This window comes from Micromonospora sp. CNZ303 (assembly GCF_004345505.1).
Genome location: NZ_SLVT01000014.1, coordinates 26,318 through 51,148 on the forward strand (window position 1 = coordinate 26,318; position 24,831 = coordinate 51,148).

General features: G+C 72.7%; 17 protein-coding genes. 5 read left to right on the forward strand and 12 right to left on the reverse strand.

Features of this window, described 5'->3' with window-relative positions:
* Window positions 1-153 precede the first annotated feature (153 nt).
* The 4 genes from EV374_RS21575 to EV374_RS21590 all read left to right on the forward strand — a co-directional run bounded on the left by EV374_RS21575 (window position 154) and on the right by EV374_RS21590 (window position 6,291).
* On the forward strand, window positions 154-3,960 hold the full coding sequence (locus EV374_RS21575) for an nSTAND1 domain-containing NTPase (RefSeq protein ID WP_165947862.1): 3,807 nt from the start codon (window positions 154-156) through the stop codon (window positions 3,958-3,960).
* Window positions 3,961-4,058: 98 nt separating this feature from the next.
* Window positions 4,059-4,784: a GntR family transcriptional regulator gene (locus EV374_RS21580; protein ID WP_132238171.1), complete on the forward strand. Its 726-nt coding sequence runs from the start codon at window positions 4,059-4,061 to the stop codon at window positions 4,782-4,784.
* The gene (locus EV374_RS21585) at window positions 4,781-5,632 is read left to right on the forward strand and encodes a sterol desaturase family protein (protein WP_132238173.1); all 852 of its coding nucleotides are present in this window, start codon (window positions 4,781-4,783) and stop codon (window positions 5,630-5,632) included. Before EV374_RS21580 ends, EV374_RS21585 begins: the two co-directional genes overlap by 4 nt.
* Window positions 5,629-6,291 carry a lysoplasmalogenase gene (locus EV374_RS21590; RefSeq protein ID WP_486485885.1) on the forward strand — a complete coding sequence of 221 codons (663 nt, stop codon included), beginning with the start codon at window positions 5,629-5,631 and terminating at the stop codon, window positions 6,289-6,291. The genes EV374_RS21585 and EV374_RS21590 overlap by 4 nt, the downstream gene beginning before the upstream one ends.
* Before the next feature lie 59 nt (window positions 6,292-6,350).
* Here EV374_RS21590 and EV374_RS21595 read toward each other — a convergent pair whose 3' ends face one another.
* The 4 genes from EV374_RS21595 to EV374_RS21610 form a co-directional block, all read right to left on the reverse strand.
* Window positions 6,351-7,292: a hypothetical protein gene (locus tag EV374_RS21595; RefSeq protein ID WP_132238175.1), complete on the reverse strand. Its 942-nt coding sequence runs from the start codon at window positions 7,290-7,292 to the stop codon at window positions 6,351-6,353.
* A 95-nt stretch (window positions 7,293-7,387) separates the two neighbouring features.
* Window positions 7,388-8,443 (reverse strand): enediyne biosynthesis protein, encoded by a 1,056-nt coding sequence (locus EV374_RS21600; RefSeq protein ID WP_132238177.1) that lies wholly within the window; start codon window positions 8,441-8,443, stop codon window positions 7,388-7,390.
* Window positions 8,440-10,344 (reverse strand): CRTAC1 family protein, encoded by a 1,905-nt coding sequence (locus tag EV374_RS21605; RefSeq protein WP_132238384.1) that lies wholly within the window; start codon window positions 10,342-10,344, stop codon window positions 8,440-8,442. Before EV374_RS21605 ends, EV374_RS21600 begins: the two co-directional genes overlap by 4 nt.
* A gap of 413 nt (window positions 10,345-10,757) precedes the next feature.
* The gene (locus tag EV374_RS21610; RefSeq protein WP_132238179.1) at window positions 10,758-11,435 is read right to left on the reverse strand and encodes a MerR family transcriptional regulator; all 678 of its coding nucleotides are present in this window, start codon (window positions 11,433-11,435) and stop codon (window positions 10,758-10,760) included.
* Window positions 11,436-11,894: 459 nt separating this feature from the next.
* Here EV374_RS21610 and EV374_RS21615 point away from each other — a divergent pair, with 459 nt between their 5' ends.
* On the forward strand, window positions 11,895-12,671 hold the full coding sequence (locus EV374_RS21615) for a helix-turn-helix domain-containing protein (protein ID WP_132238181.1): 777 nt from the start codon (window positions 11,895-11,897) through the stop codon (window positions 12,669-12,671).
* Between the two features lie 382 nt (window positions 12,672-13,053).
* Here the strand turns inward: EV374_RS21615 and EV374_RS21620 are convergent, their stop codons facing one another.
* The 8 genes from EV374_RS21620 to EV374_RS21655 all read right to left on the reverse strand — a co-directional run bounded on the left by EV374_RS21620 (window position 13,054) and on the right by EV374_RS21655 (window position 24,766).
* Complete coding sequence (locus EV374_RS21620) at window positions 13,054-14,415, reverse strand: cytochrome P450 (protein WP_132238183.1); 1,362 nt, start codon at window positions 14,413-14,415, stop codon at window positions 13,054-13,056.
* Entirely contained in the window at window positions 14,412-14,945 is a 534-nt protein-coding gene (locus EV374_RS21625) for a flavin reductase family protein (protein ID WP_132238185.1), read from the reverse strand. Before EV374_RS21625 ends, EV374_RS21620 begins: the two co-directional genes overlap by 4 nt.
* Before the next feature lie 20 nt (window positions 14,946-14,965).
* Window positions 14,966-15,406 carry an acyl-CoA thioesterase gene (locus EV374_RS21630; RefSeq protein ID WP_132238187.1) on the reverse strand — a complete coding sequence of 147 codons (441 nt, stop codon included), beginning with the start codon at window positions 15,404-15,406 and terminating at the stop codon, window positions 14,966-14,968.
* 3 nt (window positions 15,407-15,409) lie between these two features.
* Complete coding sequence (locus EV374_RS21635; RefSeq protein WP_132238190.1) at window positions 15,410-21,232, reverse strand: type I polyketide synthase; 5,823 nt, start codon at window positions 21,230-21,232, stop codon at window positions 15,410-15,412.
* 73 nt (window positions 21,233-21,305) lie between these two features.
* A complete protein-coding gene (locus tag EV374_RS21640) occupies window positions 21,306-22,268 on the reverse strand; it encodes a DUF1702 family protein (protein ID WP_132238192.1) in 963 nt (320 codons plus the stop codon).
* 185 nt (window positions 22,269-22,453) lie between these two features.
* Window positions 22,454-23,449 carry a DUF1702 family protein gene (locus tag EV374_RS21645; RefSeq protein ID WP_132238194.1) on the reverse strand — a complete coding sequence of 332 codons (996 nt, stop codon included), beginning with the start codon at window positions 23,447-23,449 and terminating at the stop codon, window positions 22,454-22,456.
* Between the two features lie 136 nt (window positions 23,450-23,585).
* A complete protein-coding gene (locus EV374_RS21650; protein WP_132238196.1) occupies window positions 23,586-24,191 on the reverse strand; it encodes a copper resistance CopC family protein in 606 nt (201 codons plus the stop codon).
* A complete protein-coding gene (locus EV374_RS21655; protein WP_486485886.1) occupies window positions 24,188-24,766 on the reverse strand; it encodes a hypothetical protein in 579 nt (192 codons plus the stop codon). Before EV374_RS21655 ends, EV374_RS21650 begins: the two co-directional genes overlap by 4 nt.
* Between the last annotated feature and the right edge of the window lie 65 nt (window positions 24,767-24,831).

The following is a 24,831-nucleotide window of genomic DNA, read 5'->3' on the forward strand; positions in this document are numbered from 1 at the left end:
GGTGGGACACGCTCCTGGGGATTCCGCGAATGGATGTGGCATCCCCGAGGGCGATCACGCGGTACCGCGATCACCTCCCTGTCTACCGGCCTGGTGTTTTGTTCACCGACCTCGGCCATTGCTGAAAAACAATGAGTGCACGACGATGGCCGGGTGGGACGCCGTGAGAGGGCGTTGGATCCCGACGCCGACCCGATCCAGCACTTCGCCGTCGACCTGCGCCAACTGCGCCACCGCGCGGGATTGACCTACCAGGAGATGTCGGGCCTGGCCAACTACTCGGTCACCGCCCTGTCGCAGGCCGCCGGCGGGCGGGATCTGCCGACGGCGTCGGTGCTGCGGGCGTACGTCCGAGTGTGCGGTGGCGACGAGAACGCCTGGGTCCGGCGGTTGTTGACGCTCACGGCGTCGGTGCCCGGCAATCAGCGGAAGACGGTCGAGGCGGAGCCCACGGCTCCCCCTTATCTCGGCATGGAGACCTACCAACCCGAGGACAGGGATCGGTTCTTCGGCCGCGAGCGACTGGTCGCGCAGTTGCTGGAAAGGATCGAAGCGCAGTCCTTTCTCGCCGTTTTCGGCCCCTCGGGAAGCGGTAAGTCGTCGCTGATCCGGGCAGGGTTGATCGGCACGATCCGGGCCGGCGACGCACCGGCCGGTCGGCACCGATCGGCCCTGTTGCTCACCCCGGGGCAGCAGCCGCTGCGTGCGCTGGCCAGCAGCCTCGCCGCCCTCGCCGAGCTTCCCCCGGCGGCTGTCCTGGCAGACCTCGACAGGGACCCGGCCAGCGCCGACCTCCTCGTCCGCACCGCGCTGGCCGGGCGACCGCAGGGCACCGAGGTGGTGCTGGTCGTCGACCAGTTCGAAGAGGTTTTCACCCTCTGCGGCGACGCCTGCGAGCGCGACCGGTTCATTTCCGCGCTGCTCGGCATCGCCCTGCGACCGCACTGCCCCGGCAGAGTGGTCCTCGGCGTCCGGGCGGACTTCTACGGTCACTGTGCCGGCAACCGGCCGCTGCTCGACGCCCTCCAGGACCGGCAGTTCCTGGTCGGGCAGATGTCCACCGACGAGCTACGGACAGTGGTCACCGAACCGGCCAGACGGGCGGGCCTGCGAGTCGACTCCACCCTGGTCGCGGCCGTGGTGGCGGACCTGCGGGCAGGCGGCGGACCCGGGGCGCTTCCGCACCTGTCCCACGCCCTGCTCGAGACCTGGCGACACCGCCACGGTGACAAGCTCACCCTCGACGCCTACCAGGCCGCCGGCGGGCTGAGCGGTGCAATCGCCCAGACCGCGGACCACCTGTACGACAACCTGGATGAGCCCGGCCGGAGGACCGCCAGGTGGATCCTGCTCCGGCTGACCGTCGGCGAGGGCGGTGAGGCGACCCGCCGCCCGGTGGACCGTGCCGAATTGACCGCAGGACCGGGCGGCCAACGGGCCGTCGACACGGTACTGACAGCGTTGACCGCCGCCCGCCTGGTCTCGGTCACCGACGGCCAGGTGCAGCTCGCGCACGAGGCGTTGCTGCACGCGTGGCCCACGTTCCAGACCTGGCTGACCGACGACCGCGACGAGTTGCGCCTGCAGCGACGGCTCAGTCATGCCGCCGCCGAGTGGACGACGCACGACCGCGACGCCGGCTTCCTCTGGAGAGGCAGCCGCCTCGCCGTCGCCTGGCAGTGGGCGCAGGCGCATCCGGAGGCGGTCAACGAGCGGGAACGCGAGTTCCTCGCCGCCAGTGGCGCGCTGGAGCGTGACGAGCTGACCGCCAGCCGCCGCCAGAACCGCCGACTGGCCGTCCTGGCGGCCACCCTTGCCGTGCTGGTGGTGCTCGCCGCAACCGCGACGGCCATCGCCGTCGACCAGCGGCGCACGCTCGCCCGGGAACGGGACCGGGCCACCGCCGAGAAGCTCGCCGTCCAGGCGGCGAGCAGCCCGCACCCACTCGCGCTGCTGCTCAGCATGGAAAGCCTCCGGCTGCACCCGTCCGACCGTGGTCGCGCGGCCCTGCTGGACGGCGTACTGCGGCCACAGCGCAACACGACCACCCTGACGGGACACACCGGCAGCGTGCACGCGGTCGTCCTGAGCGCCGACGGGCGGACAGTTGTCTCCGCGGGTGACGACCGCACCATCCGCCGCTGGGACGTGGCGACCGGAGCTCCCGTCGGAGCGCCCCTCACCGGACACACCGACCCCGTCGAGGGCCTGGCGACCAGCCCGGACGGCATGATCGTCTCGGGTGGCGACGACGGGACGATCCGGCGCTGGGACGGCACTACCGGTCAGCCCCTCGGCGACCCGATCCGGGGGCACTCCGACAACGTCAAGTCCGTCGCGATCAGCGCCGACGCCGCGATGATCGTGTCGGGGGGCAAGGACCGCACGGTCCGCCGCTGGCACGCCGCGACCGGTGCCGCGCTGGGTCCACCGCTCCTCGGCCACACCGACCACGTGTGGGCCGTCGCCATGGGCGCCGACCGGCGGTTGATCGTCTCGGCGGGCCGGGATCACACCGTCCGTCGCTGGGACGGCGACAGCGGACGCCAGCTCGGGGCGCCGCTGCGCGGACACGCCGGTCCGGTGTTGGACGTCGCCGTGCACACCGGCAGTTCGTTGATCGTCTCGGGCGGCCAGGACGGCACGGTGCGGCGCTGGAACGCCGCCTCCGGCACACCCGTCGGCAGACCCCTGACCGGACACAGCGCCCCGGTGGAGGCGGTCGCCGTCACCCCGGACGGTAAGACCATCATCTCGGCCGGGCGGGACCGGACGGTGCGGCTGTGGAACGCCCGCACCGGAGCGCCGCTCGACGCGCCCCTGCTCGGTCACCGGGACCAGGTGCGGTTCGTCGCGGTCAGCAGGGACGGCGGCACCATCGCCACCGCGGGCCGGGACCGGACCGTCCGGCTCTGGCGGACCGAGCCGGCGGCGCCGATCGGCCCGACTTTGCGCGGTGTCAAGGACCAGTTCGCCCGGGTGGCCACGCACCCGCGCCAGGCGATGATCGCCTCCGGCCACGGCGACGGTACGGTCCGCCGGTGGCATGCCGGCACCGGCGAGCCGATCGGCGCGCCACTCGCGGGCCACCTCGACCAGGTCACGTCGGTGGCTTTCTCGCCCGACGGCCGGCGCATCTACTCCGCCAGCCAGGACGGCACGCTCCGACGGTGGGACGCCGCCACCGGTGCGCCGATCGGAGCGGCGTCGCCGGGCCACACCGCCGAGGTCGCCTCGGTCGCGGTGGACCCGACGGGCGCCGTGGTCGCCACGGCGGGCTGGGACGGCACGGTACGCCGGTGGGACGCCGAAACCGGAGCCCCGCTCGGCCCGCCGCTGCTCGGCCACACGGACACGGTCAACACCGTCCTGTTCGCACAGAGCGGCGCGATGATCGTGTCCGCGGGTCACGACGGAACCGTCCGCCGCTGGGACACCCGCACGGGATCCGCGCGGGGCGGTCCGCTCCTCGCGGGGGCGCCGGTCGAGGCACTGGCCGTCAGCGCGGACGGCACGGTCGTCGCGGCGGCGTCCGCGCCGAACGCCGTGCGCCGTTGGGACGTCGAATCGGGCAGTGAGGTGGGTGTGCCACTCGTCGGGCACCACGAGGCGGTCACGCAGGTCGCGTTCGACCCCGGTGGTCGGACCATCTCCGCAGTCGACCGCGACGGAGTGATCGTCCGGTGGGACGTCGGGACCGGTCGTCGGACCGGACCCCCGCTGTCCGGCTACGTCGACCACGTGGGGAGGGTGGCCTTAGTACCGGGGTCCGCGGCGGTAGCCGTCGCCAGGCCGGACCAGACGATCCAGATGTTCCCCGTCGACGTACGACAGTGGGAGGACCACGCCTGCGTCATCGCCGGACGCAACCTCACCCCCGCGGAATGGAACCGGTACGTCGGTCACGGGCAGCCGTACCACCGCACGTGCGCCCGCTTCCCGGTGCCGTCCGGTCCGTAGGCCGCGTTCCACGAGGTCGACGGCCGGCGGGCACGGGCTCGACATCGTCTGGTCCAACCAGTTGACGGGTTGATGTGGTCTGCCCCACACTCCACGGCATGGCGTTCGCTCCCGTCCCCCGCTCCTCGGTCTCCGACCACGTCTTCGGCCAGATCCGCGACGCGATCGTCAGCGGCGTCTACCGCCCCGACGAGGCGCTGCCCGGCGAGCGGGAGCTGGCCGCCACCTTCGGGGTCAACCGGCACGCCGTGCGGGAGGCCCTGCGCCGCCTCCAGCAGCTCGGCCTGGTGCGGGTCAGCCAGGGCGGCGCCACCCGGGTGCTGGACTGGCGGGTGCACGCCGGGCTCGACCTCGCCCTGTCGCTCACCCGCTTCCACGACACCCTCCCGGTGGACACCCTGGTCCGCGACATGCTGGAGATGCGGGCCTGCATCGGCGTCGACGCGGCCCGGCTCTGCGCCGAGCGCGGCGACCCGGCGGTGCGGGCCGCGATCCTGCGGGCCGTCGAGGAGTACGCGGGCCTGGCGCCGGACCTCACCGGGATGGGCGAGGCCACCATCGTGCTCTGGCGGCACATCGTCGCCGGCTCCGGCAACACCGCCTACCTGCTGGCCTTCAACAGCCTCGTGGCCGGCGCGCTCGCCGTCGGCGAGGTGCCGCCGCAGCGGCGCGCCGCGGAACTGCTCGACGTCGCGGGCCACCGCCGGCTCGCCGACGCCGTCGTCACCGGCCGGTCCGCCGACGCCGCCCGCGAGGCACGGGCCCTGCTCACCGCCCCCCTCACCACCCCCGCCGCAGCACCGAGAAGGGAAGCCCGGGCATGATCCCCGCCGTGCTCTACGCCGTACCGGCGTTCCTGCTCCTCATCGTCGTCGAGGCGCTCTCCTACCGGTTCGCCCCCGACGACGGCGAACGCGGGTACGAGCTGCGCGACACCGCCACCAGCCTGACCATGGGCGCCGGCAGTCAGGTCATCGGCGTGCCGTGGAAGCTGGCGACAGTCGGCCTCTACGCCGCCGCGTACACCCTCACGCCGATCCAGCTCTCCCCCACCAGCGTCTGGACGTGGGTGCTGCTCTTCTTCGCCGACGACCTCGCCTACTACTGGTTCCACCGCTCCCACCACGAGGTGCGGCTGCTCTGGGCCGGGCACGTGGTGCACCACTCCAGCGTCTTCTTCAACCTCTCCACGGCACTGCGGCAGAGCTGGACCCCGATGACATCCGTACCGTTCTGGCTGGGCCTGGCGCTGCTCGGCATCCCGCCCTGGATGATCTTCCTCCAGCAGTCGGTCAGCCTGCTGTACCAGTTCTTCCTGCACACCGAGCGGGTCGGCCGGCTGCCCCGGCCCGTCGAGTGGTTGTTCAACACGCCCTCGCACCACCGGGTGCACCACGGTGCCAACGCCGAGTACCTCGACCGCAACTACGGCGGCATCCTGATCGTCTGGGACCGGCTGTTCGGCACGTTCGAGCCCGAGCGGGCCACCGTCCGCTACGGCCTGACCAAGAACGTCGGCACGTACAACCCGCTGCGGGTGGCGACGCACGAGTACCAGGCGATCTGGGCCGACGCCCGGGCCGCCTCGTCCTGGCGGCACCGCCTCGGCCACGTGTTCGGCCGGCCGGGCTGGCAGCCCACCCCGCAGGCGCAGCCGGCGGTGGCCCGATGAGGATCCTCTGGCTGTTCGGCGTGGTGGCCGCCGTCGAGCTGATCGGCGTGGCGACCGACTCGACCCTCCTGCAGTGGCTTGCCAAGCCCCTGCTCGCGCCGGTGCTGCTGCTGCACCTGCTGCGGGCACGCCGGCGCGTCGACCCCGTCGCCGTCGGGCTGGTCTTCGCGACCGGCGGCGACATCGCGCTGCTGGTCTCCGGCGACACGGCGTTCCTCGTCGGCATGGGCTGCTTCCTCGGCACCCAGGTGGCCTTCCTGACCGCGTTCCTGCGTCACCGCCGGCCGCCGGCCAGCGCGGTGGTCATCTACCTCGCCTGCTGGGCGATGGCCAACCTGGTGCTGTGGAGCGCCCTCGGCCCGCTGCGGCTGCCGGTGCTCGGCTACAGCCTCGCGCTCAGCCTGATGGCCGCCGCCGCGGCCGGCGTCTCCCGGCGGGTGGCCCTGGGCGGCGGGCTGTTCCTGATCTCCGACCTGCTGATCGGCCTGGAGGCCGCGGGCTCCCGGGTCCCCGGCCACGGCCTGGCGGTGATGACCACCTACATCGCGGCCCTGCTGCTGATCACCACCGGCTGGTTGGCGGCCAACGCCGAACGCGCCCGGCCGGGCACCGGCGACCCCGCCCGCGCCCCGGGGCCGGTGCCCGGCAACGCCCGGTAGCCGGCCCGACGACGCTCCCCGGTCCGGGACGGACCGGGGAGCGTCGTCGGCGGCGTCGGTCAGTTGTACGGCATCGTCGGGAACCAGCCCACCCCGAAGATCGCGGGCACGCGCAGGTCCCAGTACACGACGGTGAAGACGCCCAGCGCGACCAGCAGCGCGCCGGTCACGGTCGCGGCGCGCCGCGGCGACGCCATCCAGGCGAGGAACCGGCCCCGGCTGGCCAGGATGAGGACCGCGAAGAGCGCCGCGACGATCAGCACGTTGCCCAGCGACTGGAGGGCGAAGGCGAGTGCGCCGTACGCCGGGTTGCCGGTGTCGACCGCCCAGTGGAACAGCTTGTTGAACAGCGGGTACGGCCGGCCGACCAGGAACCCCCCGACCAGGGCGCCCATGACCACGACCCGCGCCACCGGCCGCCGCGCGAAGACGTCGGGCAGCAGGCCGAGGGCCGCCAGCCCGAGGTAGGTCAGCGCGAGGCCGATCAGGCCGAAGACCACCGACGACTGGATCAGGCGTACGGGCATCCCGCCGACGGTGTCGGTGGAGAGCTGCGGCAGCCGTTCGCCGAGGAGCACCCCGAGCGCGCCGTAGGTCGCCGACACCGCCAGCATGCCGACCGTCAACCAGGCGACGGGCCGCAGCAGCGACCGCACGCCGTGGCGGTGCCCGTCCGCGCCGGCCTGGCTCATCGGGCCGACCGAGGCCGCCATCGCGATGTTGCAGGCGGTGAAGGTGCCGGCGAAGCCGGACACGAAGGCGAACAGCAGCCCCGCCGCGGTGCCGGTGATGGCGGTGCCCTTCGCGTCGTGGCCCAGCAGGGTGTCGGCGACGGTGTCGCCGATGACCGAGTCCACCAGCTCGAACGACCAGAGCACGGCGAGCAGCACGCCCGCCGCGGCGCTGATCACCGCCGTCCGGCCGGGGCGGGCCACCCGCCGGGGTACGGATTCCGGCGGCACGCCTCGCGGTGGGGCCTGCGGGCTGTGGTGCACGCTCATCGCCTCGCTCTCCTCTCTGCATGCGGGTCGGTCGGAACGAGGTCCGTCGCCGGCGCGCCCACCCGGGGCCGCGCCGGCGACGGACCACCCGTGCGTCAGGTGACGGCGGGCCGCACCTCCGGCGTGCTCGCACGCCGGGAGCGGTCACGCAGCCAGATGCCCCACCAGAGCAGGCCCCGGGCGAGACAGACGATCGTCACGGCGAAGAAGAGCGTGTAGACGACGTTGAAGGCGATCAGCACGCCGTACACGCCGGCGACGCTCGCGCCGAACATGAACTGGGCCCGGCCCGAGGTGGGCGTCGTACCGGGGTCGGTGATCATGTAGTTGGTGAACAGCACGAACGCGACGCCGGTGATCGGCAGCAGGGCCGCCCAGAGCGCGACGTCCCAGATGAAGTGCCGCACGAGCGCCTGGATGACGAAGCCGCCGACCCAGCCCACGATCAGCGGGATCTTCTTGGTGAGCACCCCGTTGAGCACGGTGCCGGCCGTCAGGATGACCAGCGGCACGAGGATCCGGATCATGTCCGGCACGTCCTCCGTGAAGTGGTACGGCGGGGCGATGTTGACCCAGGAGAAGGCCACCAGGGTCACCGTGATGCCGAAGTTCGACGGGTTCATGAAGTGCCGCATGCGGCCCCTGATCGGCGCCAGGAAGATCGCCTTCTGACCGATGGAGACGACCACCGCGAAGGCGATGGGCCAGAAGTTGTCGTTGGCGTAGAGCAGCATGTTCGCGGCGAGCGCGGTGATGTGGGTGGGCAGCAGGAACGTGTACATCCCCCAGGCGCCGTTGCCGAGGAAGGCGGGGCGGCGCTTGTTGGCCCGTGCGGTGACCAGCTCGACCACGATCTCGGTGGCGTAGCCGATGGCCAGGGCGAAGAAGGGCCAGGTCCAGGGCTGTTCGAAGCCCAGCACCGTGTAGCCGAGGATGTTGAAGACGCTCATGGAGATGGCGAAGTTGCGCAGGGCAAGGTAGCGGGGGTCCCGCCGGTCGATGCGCGGGGGCGCCCCGGTCGTGGCCGCCACCGACGCGTTGCGGTCGAACGTGACGGCCGGCGCCGGGCCGACCGGGGCGTCGGCGACCGCGGTGCCTCCCACCCCCCGCACGTCACTGCTGGTACGGGCGCTGTCTCGGACGTCGGTCATTTCGGCATCTCCTGGGCTTTGTCCGTGAGCATGATCGTGTGCCAGCCCGCGGCGAGGTCGAGGGTCTGCTTGTGCACGGCACCGTTGAGGTCGCGCCAGGCGATCTCCGCCGAGACCGGCTTGGCGCCGGCGTCGCCGAGGCCGAAGAAGACGTCGAAGCTGCGCTTGCCCGAGTGGCCGCTGCCACCGTCGAGCTGGGCGACGCGGGTACGGCCGTCCGCCGTCTTCACCCGGACCTGGGCCCCGTACGCGGGCGTGCCGCGGCCGTCCTCACCGGGGCGGCACAGGCGCAGGCCGATGAAGTTGCCGCTGCCGGGCTTGTCGTTGCGGTAGTAGGACGGAGCGCCCCACTGGCGGGCCACCGCGAAGTCCTGGCCCCCGTCGCCGTTGGTGTCGGCGACGGCCACGCCGCGGCTCGGGGTGCTGTCGGTCATGCCGAGTTCGGCGCTGATGTTCGCGTAGCGCCCGTTCTTCTCCCGCACCCAGAACGCGAACGGCTCGGAGCCGGCGATGTCGTCGCCCGGCTCGGCCTTGGGCCACATGGCCGGGTTGCGGAGCATGAGGTCGTTGCTCATGGCCAGTTCCTGCAACCAGGACCAACGATTGATCTTGCCCTTGACGAACCCGGCGGTCTGGACCACCGACATCTCGCCGCTGTTGTCGAAGTCCGCGATCTTGGCGTCCCAGCCCCAACCGACCCAGGCCATGTTGAGCTCGGCGGCCTTGTTGTCGAAGACGGCCTTGCCCTCGTTCAACCGCTTGCGGGCGTCGGCCAGGCTCGACGAGTTGTTGCGCCAGACGAAGTTGCTCTCCTCCAGGCCCCAGGAGGTGGTGATGTTGCTGACGAACATGTCGAACTTGCCGGTGCCGCCGAGGTCACCGAACTCGATGGACATGCCCTTGAACGAGTCGTGGCCGACCACCATGGACTTCGGGGTGAGCGCGCCGCGGCGACCCTCCGCCATCGCGAAGCGGATCTGCCCCGGCGTGGAGACGTTGTGGAAGAAGCGGTCCCGGCCGAAGTCGTTGGCGAGGTACAGCTCGGGCAGCAGGTCGCCGTCGATGTCGGCGGAGCCGGCGCCGAGGGTCCAGCCGGTGGCGTACTCCGGCGGGATGGCGGACTGCTCGACGTACGTCGCGGTCGGTCTGTCGCCGCTGGTGGCGGCGGTCCAGCGCAGCACGTGCGCCCCGCCGGCGTTCTGCGCCCGGGACAGCGAGTGGTTCATCTCGACGTTCGGCTGGCCGGCCGGATCGAGCACCTGGCTGTCGGGGAAGTAGTTGAAGACGCCGATGTCCGGCCGGCCGTCGCCGTCGAAGTCGGCGACCGCGACCGCGTTGGTGTTCCAGAGCTTGCCCTGGTACTCGCCGCTGGAGGAGGACGGCTGGCCGACCAGCTCGGTGGGGTGGAAGGTCGCCTTGGTCAGCGGACCCGCCGCCGAGGCGCGGTGCAGGAACAGCACCGGCGTCCGGCCCCAGTAGTAGCCGAGCAGGTCGGTGCGGCCGTCGCCGTTGAAGTCGCCGGGCACGCAGCCCATCGGCGCCATCGCCTTGTGGGTGGGCAGGGGCGCGGGGTCCAGCACGAAGGGCGCGTACCGGGCGGGCCCGTCGGGCGACGGCGTGACGATCATGCTGTCGCTGCGGGTGTCGACCAGGCAGAGGTCGTTGGCGATCATGTCGCCGTCGAGGTCGTTGGCCGCGACGGCGGCGCCGACCGACGACACCCAGGCGCGGATGTGCTCGTACTCGGGGTTGACCGGTCGCACGGAGCGCTCGGGCAGGCCGGGCGGCAGCGCGATCGGCAGCTCGGTGAAGCCGAACCGCGACGCCAGCGTCTGACGCTCCTCGGCCGACGCGCTGGGCAGCCGGGCGACGGCGAAGAACGCGGCCACGAGGACCAGCACGAAGACAGCGGGAATGATTCGGCGGATGGCGCCGACGGGTTGGGATGGCAAGGGGTTCCCCTCCAGATTGGGCCACCACCCGTGCTGTGCAGCGGCTGATCTCGCCGTGCGGCCGGGTCTGGCGACGGGCAGTGTCATCGACCGAGAAATGGAGTGAATTGTCCCGGCGACAATTTTTTCGCTGTCATCCATCGGCAGTTCATTGCCGCAGGAACGGGGCATTCACTCACGTGGGGCGCTACGGCGTACGTGGCCGGCGCTGCCCATTCTCAGCCGATCGAGGCATGGCGTGCGGTCCCTTCACGATGCCTGGTGAACCGGCCGCGAAAGTCGCCGCCGGCCCACTTATGGTCGCGGGAGCACGGCTTGAGTTCTTCTCAAAAGTTGCTCAGTGGCCGACGAGGGCGCACACGTTACCGGCCGGTTGGATCCGGCATCTCACCCGTTCCAGGCCCGCACTCAACCGCATTCAGCGGGAATCGCAGGGCGGCGTGGTGCTCGTGCGCCATGCGGCGCAGGGCGGACAGGGCGACCCCGAACAGGACGCTGCGCACGATCGCGGGACCCTTCTCGGTCCCCCCGTCGCCGGCGAGCAGGTCGAGTTCCGCGACGACGAGCTGCTCGGCGGCGCGGGCGTAGGAGAGGAAGAAGGGAGCGTCGGCCTCGCAGCCGAGGCTGCGCAGCCCGGCCAGCACCTGCGCCAGCACCTCGCCGCCGGAGGCACTGGTCTCGCGGGACCAGCCGAGCGAGTCGGCGAACTCGGCCACCTCCGTGCGTGCGCAGTCCACGGCGGCCCTGCCCAGCGTCTCCGATCCGTCGAGGTAGAGGGCGCGGTCCAGCACCTGGTACGCGTCGCGCAGGGTGACCTCGTCGTCGTCGATGGCCGCCAGGATCTCCCGGACCGAGGAGAGGTCGAGCCCGGCGATCCCGCTCAGGGTCCGGATCAGTCGGATCCGGCGCAGGTGCCGCTCGCTGTAGTCCGCCTGGTTGCGACCGGTGGGCAGGCCCGCCGGAAGCAATCCCTCACGCAGATAGAACTTGATCGTCGGGACCGACACGCCACTCTGTCGACTGAGCTCCGAGATACGCACGCGTCCTCCGCCCTGGCGAACGTTTGGGCAATCTTGCCATAGAGATCGATCGCTAGCCATTGAGCGATGCTCATCCACGACGGATCGGACACGCCGACGACGGGGGCGCCGGGCCGCTTGATCGCCACGCATCGGAACGGGCCGCCGATGTCCGAAAAATTACGCTAAGGATTGATAGAAGGCGGCGCGGATACTGGCGAGTTCCACAATACGAAGCGCAATCTTAGCGATCTTCATCCGGAACGTACAGTGGCACGTGCCAATTCTGGGCAAGAATTGATAAGCCCCCCCTCGTCACTCCGCGCTACTCTCCGAACGCAGAACGTGTTGACCGGCCGTCCGGCCTCGGCTAGCATCGACTGCGGTTAGCGGGGAATAGTGGCGGTCGATGCTCCCAAATGACTCGGCCCAATTCGCCACATCCACACATTGGGATTGTCCGCAATCCGGGGGAGACAAATGCACGACAGCGCAGAGCAGGCAGTGGAACGAGCGATCGACACGATGCGCAGCAATTTATCGGAGCAGTTGACGGTGGACGACATGGCACGCGCAGCCATGTTCAGCAAGTTCCACTTCACGCGGATCTTCCAGCGGGTCACCGGCATCTCGCCCGGTCGGTTCCTGTCCGCGATCCGCCTGCAGGAGGCCAAGCGGCTGCTCACCACGACCAGGCTCAACGTCACGGACATCAGCCTCCGGGTGGGCTACAACAGCGTCGGCACGTTCAGCACCAGGTTCACCAAGAGCGTCGGCCTGCCACCCACCACGTACCGGCGGATGGGCGGTTTCGCCCCGCGCATCCCCATCCAACGCCCGTCGGGCCAGACGCAGGGCACCATCACCGGGCGGGTCACCGCCCCCGCCCGCGGGCCGGTGCCCGGGCTCATCTTCATGGGGCTGTTCCAGCACCGCATCCCCGAGGGCCCGCCGGCACGTTGCGCCATCATGGAGTCGCCGGGCGTCTACCGCTTCGTGAACGTGCCCGACGGCACCTGGTACCTGCTGTGCCACTCCGTCTCGGGCGACGTGCTCCGGCTCCAGCAGGACAGCGTGATGGTGTCCGCGGTGGGTCCGCTGGTCGTCCGCGGCCGACAGACCCTGACCGCGGACGCCCACCTCAAGCAGGTGTCCAAGATAGACCCACCGGTGCTCCTGGCCCTGCTCGACAGCCGGAAGGCGGCGAGCGAACGCCAGGCCCAGGGGGAGAACCGGGCCGAGGTGTACGCGGCCTGACCCGCCCCCGGCGGAGCACCGCGTACCCCTCGGCGGCGCTCCCCACCGCCGCGTCACCCGCGGTCGGCCACGAGGTACCCCGGCCGCCGGCGCCCGCAACGGCGTCGGCGACCGGGGTACCGCCATGTCCACCGCCGGGCCACCCCGTGCACGCCGCCGCGCCACGCCCCGTTCGCGGCGCTCCCCCGCGCCACGCCATCGCTCGCGTCGCTCCCCCGCGTCACGCCATCGCTCGCGTCGCTCCCCCGCGCCACGCCATCGCTCGCGTCGCTTCCCCGCGTCACGTCGGCGCGGAGCCGGCGTCCGGGGCGGTGCGGACGCCCCGGCGGACACGCAGCGGTCCCGCGGACGCCGTGGCGTCCGCGGGACCGTTGCGCGGGGATCAGTCGACCTTGTGCACCGTCATCGGCAGCCCGCCGCGCACCCGCAGAGACAGCATCGGCTCGGGCACCACCGGACGGTTCGGCACCCCCGCCAGGCGCACGTCGCGCAGCAGCATGGCAAGGACGAGGGTGGCCTCCATCATGCCCAGGTTGTTGCCCACGCAGAACCGTGGGCCGGCGCCGAACGGGATGTACGCGTACCGGGGGCGCTCCGTGCTGCGCGACGGGTCGAAGCGGTCCGGGTCGAACCGGTCCGGCTCGTCCCAGAACCGGGGATGCCGATGCAGGGTGTACGGGGAGATGAGGATGTCCGCCCCCGCCGGCACGTGGTACCCGCCGATCTCGTCGTCCTGCTGGGCCTTGCGGGGCAGGAGCCAGACCGGCGGATAGAGCCGGATGGCCTCCTCCACCACCATCGCCGTGAACCGCAGTTGGTGCAGGTCCTCGTACCCGGGCAGCCGGTCGCCCAGCACCGTCACGGCCTCCTCGCGGACCCGCTGCCGGATCTCCGGATGCCGGTCGAGCAGGTGCAGGCTCCAGCCCAGCGTGCTGGCGGTCGTCTCGTGACCGGCCAGCAGCAGCGTGACCAGCTCGTCGCGCAGCCGCTGCCGGGCCACCCGCGGGTCCTTCTCCAGCCGGGTCGAGATGATCAGGCGGGAGAGCACGTCGTCGCGACCGTCCACGTCCCGGCCCCGGCCGGCGACGAGTTCGTCGACGACCTGCTGGAGGTGGCGACGGGCGCGCCGGAAGCGCAACTGCCGGGGCAGCGGGATCCACGGTGGCACCGCGCTGAGCGTCTCCAGCTCGAACATCGCCTGGTCCTGCACGGCGGCGAACGATCCGCCGACGCCGTGGAAGCCGCTCAGCTCGGCGTCGAGCAGGGTCCGCCCGAGCACCCCGAGGGTCAGCGTGGTCATCTCCTCCAGCACGTCCACCGGAGGGCCGCCGGCCCGCGCCGCCAGCCGCTCGACCAGCAGCGCGGCCTCCTCGCCGATCACCCCCGCGTACTGGGCGAGCCGTCCCTTCTGGAACGCCGGCTGGATCACCTTGCGCTGCTTGCGCCACAGCTCACCCTCGCTGGTGAGCAGGCCGTCACCCAGCGCCCGGCGGGCGTGCACCAGGCCGATGCCCTTCTGGTAGTTGGCGCTGTTGTCGGACAGGACGTGCTTGGCGTGGTCGGGGTGGTTGAAGAAGTAGAGCTGCTTGGGGCCGACCGGCAGCCGGGCGGCGTCGCCGTACCGCTCGGCGGCCAGGGTCATCATCCGCAGCCGGTCCCGGCCCATCAGGACCAGCATGTGCAGGCCGGCGGAGCGGGGCGGGCCCGGCGGCGTGCGCCGGGCTGCTCCCTCGATCGTCGTCATGCCGCCTCACTCCGCTCGCGCTCGACCTGCCGGAACCGTCCGGAGAGGAAGAGCAGGGCCTCCCCGTCCGACCGGCGCTCCAGGGAGAGCAGCCGGCCAAGGAAGATGGTGTGGTCACCGCCGTCGTAGGAACGCCACACCTCGCACTCGAAGTGGGCGAGGGCGCCGCTGATCAGCGGCGCCCCCGTCGTCGCGCCGGGCCGCCAGTCCACCTGGTCGAACTGCTCGCCGCCGAGCGGTCGCCGCCCGTCGGCGAAGTACCGGGCCACCTTCTCCTGGGCGTCGGTCAGCACCGAGACCGCGAACTCCCGGGTCTCGGAGAGACAGGCGTGCATCACCGCGTTCCGGTCGACGCACACCAGTACCAACGGCGGGTCGAGCGACACCGAGGTGAACGAGTTGGCGGTCATGCCGTGCGGGGTGGCACCGCCGACGGTCACCACCGTGACGCCGGTCGCGAACGCGCCGTACGCCCGCCGCAGTGCCGTCACGTCGGGCGTCCCGACGGTGAGTGTTCGCTGTACGTCCACGACGTCTCCTCCTCGCGCCGTCAGGTGCGCCGCGCCGAGGTGTACGGCGCGAGCGCCGTCACCAGTGCCTCCGGCACCCTCGCCGGCGCGGTGCGGGTGTTCGGGCCGCGCATGCAGGCGATGCGCTGCCGGCCCCGGGCCACCAGCGTCTCGCCGCCGTCCCGGTCGAGCTTGACGTAGTCGAAGCTGAACTCCAGCTGGGTCTGTGCCAGCTCCACCAGGCGCATCCGGATGGACAGCTCGTCGAACGCGGTGATCTCGGCGAAGAACTCGCAGTCGACCCGGAGGGTGAACAGCTTCAGGTCGTCGCGTACGTCCGCCAGCACGTCCGGCGCCCGTTCCTTCAGGAACATCTCTCGGCAGCGCCCCTGCCAGCGCAGATAGTTGACGTAGTACACGTTGCCGACGAGGTTGGTCTCCTCGAAGCCCACCGTGTGCAGGTACTCGAAGTACTTGTCCATCGCCTAGGCCCGTCCTTCCGTGAGGATCGCGAACGCCATCGGCTGGGGCAGGTCCCGCACGGTCGTGACGAGCGTGGCGATCCGCAGGTCGCCGGAGGCGAAGACCAGCCAGCCGGCCCGCTCCGAGGGCACCGCGGCCAGCGGCGCCCGGTGCGAGAGCCCCGCCTTGCGCAGGCACTCGATCGCCGCCCACACCCGCGTGGCCGCCGCGTCCAGGGACTCCCCGCCGTCGGCGGAGCAGAGCCGGGCGAGGTCGACGTGCGCGCCGAGCAGCCCCTGCCAGACCGACTCCTCGCGGGCGCGTACCGCCTCGACGTCGCAGGCCAGCGGCCCGGTGCCGACCACGCAGAGCGTCAGGTCCTCGGCGTGCGCGGCGGAGAGGGACCGCCCGTCGGCCAGCTCGGGGCGGCCGTCCGGCCGGTACGCGACCTCGACCGGCCCGCCCGCGGCGCGGCCGGCGGCCACCGCGGTCCGGGCCCGCCGCCGCCGGGTCTCGTCCGGCGTGCCCTGCCCGGACGGCTCGCCGCGCCCGTCCTGCTCCGTCGGGGTCGGCTCCACCGCGACGGCGACGTCGCCGCCGACCAGGTCGCCGACCGCCCGCTCCAGGTACGAGCCGAGCAGCGGCGCCACCCACGGGCCACGGCCGTCCTTCTTGCGTACCGCCCGCAGCCGCAGGCCCTCCCACCGCTCCACGACCGCACCGTCGGCGGAGCGCAGCGCGATGTCGTAGACGTAGGTGTCGCCGTCGCGGCTGCGCTCCTCGGCGCAGTAGCGGAGCTCCTCCGCCCCGGTCAGGCGGGTCCCCGCCGGGTGCAGCCGCTCGATCCCGGCCGGCAGCAGCGTCGCGTCGGGAACGCAGACCTGGTTGCCGTGCATGAGGGCGTCCCGCACGCCGGGGTCACCGAGGAGCAGGGTGTCCGGCAGGTAGTCGGCGAACCAGCGCGTCTGCGGAGCCGTGACGACGTCCGCGTCGACGTGCCGGGCGGCCGACCGGTGGTAGCGGCGCAGCCGCTGGAACCGTCCACCCTGGAACAGGATGTCGCCGTACAGGTCGGTGGCGGGCTCCAGCGGCACCGCCGGCAGCCCGGCGGGCACCTGCTCGGGCGGGCCCGCCGGCGGTCGCGTGCCGGTGAAGTGCAGCCGCGCCCGGAAGTGCGCCGCGCTGAACTCCGTCTCCGCGCTGTAGATGACCGCGTCCACGACGTCGTCGTCGACGACGAGGGTGGCGATCCGGATGGTGGTGCTGCCCTCCGGCGGCACCACGATGGGCCGCAGGAACTCGGCCCGCTCGACCACCGGCGTGTCGGTCCGCCCGGTCACCGCGGCGGCGACCTGGGCCATCGCCTCCATGCCGAACACCGCCGGGAAAAGCAGGTTGCCGTCCAGCCGGTGGTGGTCCAGGTAGAGGTCGGTGACCGGCTTGAGCTCGGCCTCGGCGACCAGTTCGACGCCGTGGTAGCGCACGAGCGGGCGGTCCACGAACCGCAGCAGCGGCAGCTCCGGACGGTCCATCCGGACCGTGTCGATGCCCTCCGTACGCCCGCTGACCACCACCACCGACGGTGCCTGCGGGTCGGCGAGCAGGCGCCGGAGCATCTGTACACCCTGGTCGGGGGTGACCGGAGTGATGCCGTCGCGGGTCAGCGCCTCGACCACGGACAGCCGCTCACCCATGCCGACGCCGGACCAGACCGACCACTCCAGGCAGAGGCTGCGGCAGTTCGGGTGGTGCCGGCCGAAGTCGACGGTCAGCTCGGCCAGCCAGTCGTTGGCCGTGGCGTAGTGCGCCTCGCCGCGCAGGCCCGCCCGGCCGATGATGCTGCCGAACGTCACGAGCAGGCGCAGCCGGTCGGCGTCGACCGCGTCGAGCACGGCGCGCAGGCCGTCGACCTTCGGCGCGAACGTGCGGCGGAACGCGTCCATGGTGAGGCCGGTCAACGCCGCCGGCTCGTTGCGGCCCGCGCCGTGCAGCACCGCCGTGACCGGTCCCAGCTCGGCGACGAGCCCGTCGACGGCCTGCCGCACCTGCTCCGGGTCGGAGACGTCGGCCCGGGCGTAGCGCACCCGTACGCCGGCGTCCGCCATCCGCTTGAGGTTCGCGGCCAGCTCGTCGTCCTGGGCGGGATCGGAGCGGCCCAGCACGGCGAGGGCGGCGCCGCTGTCGACGGCCATCGCCAGGGCGCACTCCGCGGTGATGCCCTTGCCGCCGCCGGTGACCAGCAGCAGGTCCTCGGCGCCCAGCGGCTGCCGCGTCTCGGCGGGTCGCACCGGCAGCCCGCGCAGGGTCGGCACCCGGCGCCGGCCGCCGGCGTCGTAGCGGACCTCGGCGAACCCGTCGGTGGCGGCGACCTCCGCCGTCACCCGGGCCACGGCCTCCGGCACCGGCGGGGTGTGCACGATGGTGGTGCGCAGCTGCGGCGCCTCCAGCCGTAGCGTCTTGGCCAGCCCGGCCGCGCCCGGTCCCTGCTGGACGAGGACGAAGCGGGTGCCGGGGGCGGCGGCGGTCGCCGCCTGCGCGCCGCGCAGGGCCAGTTCGAGATCGGCCTCCGCGCACCGCTCCGGCAGGCACACCAGCACGCCCGCGCCGAGGCCGGCGGTCTGCAGGGCCGCGCGCAGCGGCTCGGCGAGCGGATGGCCGGCGGGGGCGAACAGCTGCCAGGCTCCGTCGGCCTCGGCCCGGCCGGCGACCGGGGCCGGCGCCTCGTCGAGCTCCACCGACCAGGCCCGGCACCAGTCGGCGACGCCGTGCACAATGCTCGGGCCGGCCGCGTCGGTGTCCCGACCGGTCCGGGCGAGCTGCTCCAGGGCCTCGGCGAGCTGCCCGACGGTGGCCGTCGCGAAGTTGGTGGGGGTCTGCGCGGCCGGCACGCCGAGCTGCTGCGCCGCCTGGTTGACCAGCTGGCCGACGGTGATCGAGCTGAGGTGCAGGTCGTCGAGGAGCTGGCTGCCGTCGTGCACCATCTCCAGCGGCAGCTCGGCCCGCTCGGCGGCCAGCCGGCGCAGCAGTTGCAGGCTCGACTCGCCGGCCGGCTGCTCCGACTCCGGCCGCTGCCCGTTCGCGGCCGACGGGACCGCCGCCCGGACGCCAGCGCCCTTGGGCAGGCTCACCACCGGGGCGGACTCGCAGGGGCTGGCGAAGAAGCGGAAGTTCTGGCCCACCTCGAGCGGCCGGACCAGCCGGTCGTGGAAGAGGGTGCCCTCCACGCCGCCGGCGCCGACGACGTACGCGGCCGCCGCGACCCGCAGCAGGCCCGCCAGCGACTCGTCGTCGGTGTTGAGCGCCACCGCCGGCAGGTCGGTGCTGGCCGCCGCGAGGCCGGAGAGCACCTGCCCCGGGCCCACCTCGACGAAGAGGTCGACCTCCTTGGCGGCGAGGGCCACGGCCTGGCTGAACAGCACCGGGTCGGTGATCTGGCGGTGCAGGAGGGCGGAGACGTCGGTGTCGTAAGCGAGCGGTTCGCCCGTGACCGTCGAGACGACCCGCCGGGTGACGGGTCCGAACCGCTCCCCCGCCAGCGCGTCGAGGAAGGCGTCCGCGGCCGGCTCGACCAGCGGGGAGTGGAACGCGTGCGACACGGACAGCCGCGTGGTCCGCAGGCCGGCGGAGCGGGCCCGCTCGCAGGCGTCCTCCACCGCGGCCTCCGAGCCGGCGATCACGGTCTGCTCCGGCCCGTTGTACGCGGCGATCACCACGGACAGGCCGGCGATCAGCCCGGCCACCCGCTCGGGCGGGGCGCCGATGTTGGCCATCGTGCCGGAGGCGCTGTGCTCCCCCATCGTCCGGCCGCGCACGCCGGCGACCCGGAGCAGGGCCTCCTCGTCGAGCACGCCGGCCCAGTGCAGGGCGGCGATCTCGCCGAGGCTGTGCCCGACGGCGACCGTGGCGTCGAGGTTGAGCAGCGACAGCGCCCGCAGGCCGGCGAGCGAACCGGTGACGATCCGCGGCTGGGCCACCGCGGTGGCGACCATGTCGCCGCTGCTCGGCAGCGCCGCCCGCTGGTACACCTCCTCCACGTCGGCGAAGCGGCGGCGCAGCGCGCCACCCGAGGTGCCCTTGCCGGACCCCTGCCCGGGGAAGAGGAAGCCGATGCGGCCCGGGCCGCTCACGTGGCCCAGGAAGCAGCGGCCGTCGGAGGAGAACAGGCGTACCTCGCCGGCGTCGAGAGCGTCGCAGATCCGGCGCAGCTGCCGCTCGCCGTCCTCCGGCGAGGAGACCACCACACCCGCCCGGTACGGCAGGTCGCGCAATTCCCGGTGCAGGGTGGCGGCGAGGTCGCCCAGCTGGGCGTACGACACCGTGGGCACGAACTCGACGAGACGCTGCAACCGCTCGCGCAGCTCCTGCGGGCTGCCCCCGTCGACGAGCAGCAGCTCCACGTCCTGCATCGAGGCGGCGAGGTTGCGGAAGCGGCTGTCCAGCCGGGACGAGCGACGCGGCTGCCCGTTCTCCAGCACGATGTGGGTGTTGATGCCGCCGAAGCCCATCGCCGTGATGCCGGCGCGCACCGGCACGTCGCGCGGCCACGCCTCGGCCTTGCGCAGGGCCCGCAGCGCGGACTGCTCGGCGGTGAGGATCTCGTGCGGGTCGACGCAGCCGATGGTGGGCGGCAGCACCTCGTGGTGGACCGCCATCGCGGCCTTGATCAGACCGGCGATGCCGGCCGCCGCCTTGGTGTGCCCGATCATGCCCTTGATCGAGCTGATCGCGGCCTGGGCGGCGTTCTCGTCGGCGGTGCGCCGGGCCAGGGACAGGGCCTGGAGCTCGGTGGCGTCGCCCACCTGCGTGCCGGTGCCGTGGCCCTCGAAGAGCCCGACGGTCTCGATGCCGAAGCCGGCCCGGTCGTACGCCCGGCGCAGGGCGAGCTGGTAGCCGGCGACCTCGGGGCGGGTGATGCCCCCCTTGCCGTCGGAGGAGATGCCCCAGCCCGCGATGGTGGCATAGATGCGATGCCCCGCCTGGCGGGCCTCGGCCTCGCGCATCAGGACCACCATGCCGCAGCCCTCGCCGGGCCAGAAGCCGTTCGAGCCGCGGTCGTAGACCCGCATCTCGCCGCGCGCCAGCGCGCCGGTCTTGGCGAAGCCGATGATCTCGAAGGGGTCGATGGAGAGGTCGACCCCGCCGGCGACCGCCACGTCGACCTCGCCGTCGGAGAGGGTCTTGCACGCGGTGGCGACGGAGAGCAGCGACGAGGAGCAGGCGCCGTCGACCGTGTAGCCGCCGCCCTTGAAGTCGAAGTGGTTGCAGATGCGCCCGGCGATGGTGTTGGACAGGCCGCCGGCGAGGGTGTCCTCGTCGACCTCCGGGAACGGGCCCTTGAAGGTCGCCTCGAAGTCGCCGAGGAACGTGGTGAGCTGGTCGTCGTCCCAGTCCTGCTCCTTGAGCGCGGCGGCGACCATGCGGCGCACGTAGGGCCAGCGCAGCCGCAGCTGGTTGGCCCGGGAGAACTCGCCGGTCAGCGTGTTGCCGACGACCACGCCGGTGCGCTCGCGGGGCAGTCCCTCCGCCATCGGGAACCCGGCGTCGGCCAGCGCCATGGCCGCCATGTCGAGGGCGAGCCAGTGGGTGAGATCGGTCGAGCGGTAGGTGCTGCCGGCGACCTTGTAGGCGATGCGGTCGAACTCGTAGCCCTCGATGACCGCCGCGTTGCGGGCGTAGAAGCGGTCGGGCGTGGCCGGGTCCGGATCCCAGTAGTCGTCCAGACTCATCCGCACGTCGGGCAGCCGGCGGAAGGCCCGCCGCCCGGCGAGGGCGTTCTCCCACAGTTCACGGGGCGACGTGGCGTCCGGGTAGCGGCACGCCATCCCCACGACAGCGATCCTTGTCACGAGGTCTCTCCTTCGGTGCGTGCGGTGGTGGACCGCCGGGGCGCGGTACGGGCCGCGGGGTGGGGCGCCACGGTCAGCACCGCCCCTCGAACTCGGCGGCGATGGCCTGGCGCCACCGCTCGTAGGCGGGCGTGCCGCCGTCCTGCCCGCGGGGCAGGGTCACGTCGGTCACCTTCGACGCCTCGGCGGTGGACATGCCGCAGAACACCTGCGTGGCGACCTCGTTGTGCGGGACGACCAGGCCGGCGCGTACCCGGGCCCCGGCCGCGAAGGCGCTGCCCTGGGCGAGGTCCACCCGGTAGTCGCCGGCCCGGTCGCGGAACCGGTGCAGGTCCGCCTCGGTGGCACCACCGGCGTAGGTGGCGGCGAGGCCCGCCCCGGCGTACAGGTCGGCCCGCCGGTGCGCGGGGAACGCGGCGAAGATCTCCGTCACCCGGTCCACGTCGGTGCCGCCGACGAACCAGGTGGCCCGCCCGATGCCCTGGTCGATGACCCGGTCGGCGTACTCGCGCGGGCCCTCGGCCGGCCACGGGAACCGCGGGTGGCGGTACTGCCCGTACACGTACCGGTCGGTGTGGAAGTACGCCTGGTGGAAGCCGTAGCCGTCGAGCACCAGCCACCGCAGCAGCGGGTCCGGGGCGTGCAGCTGGCCCCAGCGCATCCGGGGCACCCGGGCCATCGCCCAGCCCACGCCGACGTACGCCATGTAGACGTGCGCGTCGCCCCGGCCGGCGAGCATGGCCTCCACGTGCCGGGGGCGGCCCGGCCGCAGTGCGTCGCGGACGGCGAAGCCCATCGCGGCGCCCTCGTACGCGAAACCACGAAAACGCGTCGGCACCGTTTCCAGCCGGCGTTCGGCCGCCTCGGCCGTCGGCGCCTCGGCGGCGTATCCGTAACCGGCGAGGAATGAGGCGCCGACGGTTTCGAGCAGCGCCTTCGATTCCTCGTTCTTCACGTGGAATCCGCGCACGTCCATTTTCGTCTCGGAGATATTTGGCGTCAGGATTCTGCGCCGCAGATCACGCAGGCTCTGCATGGCACGTTCCCCCAAAGGGTCGGTGTTTCCGTTTACCGGGGATGGACATCCAATTCGATGATGGCAAGCGCGGGAAGGATTGATTTCTTCAACCTTGCGCACTCGTCGCAACTATCCGGAACATTCACGTGCACCGTCGACACGCGACGGCACGGCGACCGTCCGGGGGACGACGCGGGCGGTTCTCAGCGGCCGTGGTTGACGCCGGCCGGCTCGAAGTGCGCGCGGACGTTGCGCCGCCACACCTCGTACGCGGGCACCGGTCCGGCCGGCTCCGCGCGGACCGCCACGTCGTCGGCGAGCGCCGCGGCGGCGGCCACGGACCGCCCGCCGAGCGCGTGCATCGCCGCCTCGCTGTGCGCCGGCACGTGCCCGGCGTGGCTGCGGGCCTTGGCGGCGAAGACCGCGCCCTGGGCCAGGTCCGGCGCGCACGGGCCGGCGTCGGCGCGCAGCGCGGCGAGCGCCTCGGCGTCGGCGCCGCCGGCGAAGGTGGCGGCGAGCCCCACCCCGCTCCACAGGTCGCCGTGCCGGTCGGCGGCGAAGGCCCGCACGGCCCCGGCCACGTCGGCGGTGCGGGCGCCGTGGATGAACCACAGCGCCCGGCCGAGGCCCTGGTCCGTGGCCCGGAGGAAGTAGTCCCCGTGGCCCTGCCACGGGTACGCCGCCAGCCGCTCCTGCCGGGTCACCCAGCGGTCGAGGTCGAAGTAGGCGCGGTCGAACCCGTAGCCGTCCACGGCCAGCCAGGTCATCGTCGGGTGGTACGGGGAGCCGGTGAGGTCCGGCACGACGTGCCGCCAGAGGGGTCGCGGCAGGCGTGCCATGGCGAACCCGATGCCGATGTAGGCGAGGAAGAGGTGCGGCGCGCCGGGCCCCCGCAGCAGGTCACGGGTGCGGGTGCCGCGCCGGGGCCCCATCACGTCGAGGATGGTGCAGGCCATCGTGGCGCCCTCGTAGGCGAAACCGAGCAGTTCCCGGTCGACGAGCGCGAGCCGGCGCTCCAGCTCCCACGGGTCGCGGGTGTCGATGCCCCACTCGAATCCGCAGACGACCGACTGCGGAACCGCCTCCAGCCGGCGGGTGACCTCCGTGGCGGGGCCGGGGAAACCCCGACGCGCGAAGGTCACCTCCGCGAGCGTCGGCGCCATCAGCAGTCGACGCATGGAGCCCAGTACCGTCGGCATGGCAGATCCCCCTGTCGTTACGACGACGCCGGCCCCGGCCGGCGGGTGACTTCATCGTCACCTCGCGTTGGCCGGGGCCGCGTCTTCTGCTGTGCGCTCCATCCGCCGCCCCGGGCAGGGCCGCCCGGCGGGCGGGTCACGGGCCGGTGACAGGCCCCCTTCCCCGCTGCGGACGGAGGAACATCAGCAGCAGGGCCACCGCGACGAGGCCCAGGTCGAGCAGGAGGAGCACGCCGTTGATGCCGTCGATCCGGGCGTGGTCGTGGCCGGCGTTCGCGGCCTCGTCCCCGATCGGCGCGGCGACGGGCCCGGCCGGAACGGCGCCGGGGGTCACCGTGAAGCCGGCCAGACCGGCGACCTGCCGGCCGTCGGGCAACAGGGCCCGGTAGGCCACCCGGTAGGTGCCCGGCCCGGCGTCGCGTACCCGCACGGCCAGGCGGCCGTCGCGGACGGCCGCCTTCCCGATCGAGACGACCGCCCCGGTCGGTCCGGTGACGGCCAGGTGCACGTTCTCGGCCGACTCGGCTCCGCCGAGCGTGAGCGTCACCTCGGCGGGCGCGACGCCGACGACCGACCCGTCGCCCGGGTTCAGCATGAACCTCCGGCTCTCGGCCGGAGTACCGAAGGCCAGCAGCGCCACGATCGACAGCACGATGCCGACCGCGACGGCGATGACCGCCCGCTGCACCGCCCCGACGGACGTGGGCGGTGCCGGCGGACGGGCGCCGTCCACGGTGGTCATGACGGCTGGGCCGCGACCTCGGGCTGCCGGCAGCTGCACGACATCAGCTCCGCCTCCGCCGGGGAGGGCCGCAGGTGCAGGTACATCGCGATCATCATCGGCACGAAGACGACCGTGTTGTAGAACAGGTGCAGCTCGACCCGGGGGATCACGACCTGGAGCAGGCTGGTGGGCACGGGGCTGTCGAACAGGTGCCGGCCGGTCTGCGCCTGCAACAGCAGCAGCAGGTGCTCGATGTGGTGCCAGAACTGGATCGCCAGGGCCGCGGTCCACCAGCTCCGGCTGCGCCCGACGAAGCCGGGGCGCAGCATCCACAGCCCGACGAGCATCACGATGGCGTAGCCGTAGTGCAGCCACTCCGAGCTGACCAGCCACGGGAACGGCATGCCGAGCACCCCGCGGGCCTCGGGCCGCGACCAGCCCAGGCCCCAGATCTGGTACGCCTGCACCAGGTGCTCGGCCCAGTGCGCCAGCACGATCACGAGAAAGGCGTTCAGGGCCGCCCGGTGGTGCGCGCCGTTGAGTGTCGCCCAACGCCCGGACGCTCCGGGCAGGGTCGCCTGGTAGCTGGTCACGTTTCCTCCTTGGAAGGGTCACGGGCGCGAGAGAAACCACGCCCCTCACCCAGCGTGTCGGCTCC